Below are 2,177 nucleotides of genomic sequence, written 5' to 3' on the forward strand. Positions count from 1 at the left end.
GTTTGCGCCGTGAGGCGCTGTTGGTTCGAGTGGAGGTGAGAGACCTTCGCCTCTGGTCTGTCGCAGCAGGCCGGTGAAGCTGAGGGCAGCCTGATCCGGGTGGTGCCGGGGAGGGCGGGAGCAGCCCTGACAAAGCCGGGGCGTGTTAGAACCGCCAGATGACGCGGGCCCGGCGAGCGTGGCGAAAAGGAGTACGCGAGGAACCGGCGTCGTTACGTCCTTTCAACGAGACACCGGCTCGAACCTGGTGGATGCGGGCCGGACGCGGTGCGCACCCGTCCGTCGTTTGGCGGGCCGGGGAACTCCTTGGGGGGTATACAGAAGCCGCCCGGGAGGCCATGAGGAAGGTCTGCGGCGTACTCATGGCGATGCCGCTGGGACACAGTCGGGCTCCTCCTTCGCCAAGCGAACCACAGTGAACACGGGAACCGTTCCGGACCTGCCTGCCGCCGCGCTGCCGGTGTGGATGAGCGGGCTGAGCGCATCGACCGTTGATCGGTCCGGGACGGGGCGGAGCCGCCGTAGTAGTCCGGGGCCGGGAGAGCCGGTCACATGGCGAAGGGCGGCAGCGGTCATCGAGAAGATGAGGAGCTGCAATGCCGAAAGACGCGTCTTCGAACGAGGACGCTCCAGGCCAGGCCCAAGGGTCGTGGTCGCGGGTATCGGAGATGCAGGCCAAGCTTCACCGTTGGGCGGCGGCCGATCCCGGCCGCAGGTTCGACGATGTGTTCAACTTCGTGCATGACCCGGCGACGCTGATCGTGGCGTTCGACCGGGTTGCGGGCAATACCGGGGCACGCACTCCCGGCATCGATGGTCTGACCGTCGCCGCCGTGGAGGAGCAGATCGGCGTCCCCGGTTTCCTGAACGATCTGCGAACCAGCCTGAAAGATGGTTCGTTCCGGCCGCTGCCGGTGCGGGAACGTAAGATTCCCAAGCCGGGCGGGTCGGGCAAGGTCAGAAGCCTCGGGATTCCGACGGTTGCTGACCGGGTCGTGCAGGCGGCGCTGAAGCTGGTGCTGGAGCCGATCTTCGAGGCCGACTTCGAGCCGGTCTCCTACGGTTTCCGGCCCAGGCGGCGAGCCCAGGACGCGATCGCCGAGATTCACTATTTCGGCACCCGCGGCTACCGCTGGGTGCTGGATGCCGACATCGAGGCGTGCTTCGACTCGATCGACCACACCGCCCTGATGGACCGGGTGCGTCGCCGGGTCAAGGACAAACGCGTGCTGGCGCTGGTCAAGGCGTTCCTCAAAGCCGGGATTTTCACCGAACTCGGCGATCACAAGGACACCCATACCGGCACGCCGCAGGGCGGCATCTTGTCTCCGCTGCTGGCCAACATCGCCCTGTCGGTGCTCGATGAGCATCTGCACGGGCCGTGGAAGCCAGGCGGGGCGATGTCCACCGAAGGCCGACGCGCCTACCGCCGCCGCATCAAAGGGTTGCCGACGTGGCGGCTGGTCCGCTACGCCGACGACTTCGTCATCTTGGTCTGCGGCGACCAGGACGACACTCACGCGCTGCGCGAAGACATCACCGCCGTGATCGCCCCGATGGGCCTGCGCCTTTCACAGGCCAAGACCCGAGTGGTGCACATGGCCGATGGGTTCGACTTCCTGGGGTTCCGCATCCAGTGGCGCCGCAAGCGAGGAACGGACACGTGGCACGTCTACACCTTCATCGCCAACCGGCCCATCCGGTCGCTGAAGGCCAAAATCCGTGCCCTGACACACAGAACGTCGCAGCAGGACCTGGGATACGTGCTGAGCAGGCTCAACCGGCTCATGCGCGGCTGGGCCGGCTACTTCCAGCACGCCGTGGCCAAGCACACCCTCGACAATCTGGAGAACTTCGCGTGGTGGCGGGTGATCCGACTGATGAGGCAACGCTACCGCTGGAAATGGAAGGACGTCCGCCGACACCTCGTCACACCCACCGGGCGATGGCGCAGACCCTCGGCGGACGGGATCGAACTGTTCAATATCGCCTCGACCACCATCACGCGATACCGCTACCGGGCCAGCTCGATCCCCAACCCCTACCTGCACAACCACGCCTGACGACAGAGACCGTGGAGAGCCCGTTGCGTCGAGAGGCGCACGGCGGGTTCGGCGAGAGGTCCGGGGAAACGGACCGGGAGCAATCCCGGCACCGCGCCCCGGGCCTACTCAGCG

1 protein-coding gene is annotated in these 2,177 nt (G+C 66.5%); it reads left to right on the forward strand.

Going from position 1 to position 2,177, the window contains the following annotated elements:
- The first annotated feature begins 596 nt into the window (after nucleotides 1-596).
- A complete protein-coding gene (ltrA, locus tag NE235_RS37040; protein WP_252811590.1) occupies nucleotides 597-2,063 on the forward strand; it encodes a group II intron reverse transcriptase/maturase in 1,467 nt (488 codons plus the stop codon).
- Nucleotides 2,064-2,177: the final 114 nt, after the last annotated feature.

The organism is Actinoallomurus spadix, from assembly GCF_024055725.1.
GTDB classification, from domain to species: domain Bacteria; phylum Actinomycetota; class Actinomycetes; order Streptosporangiales; family Streptosporangiaceae; genus Actinoallomurus; species Actinoallomurus spadix.

Coding starts and splice junctions, on each gene's coding strand:
- ltrA (WP_252811590.1), top strand. CDS start 597: ATGCCGAAAGACGCGTCTTCGAACGAGGACGCTCCAGGCCAGGCCCAA.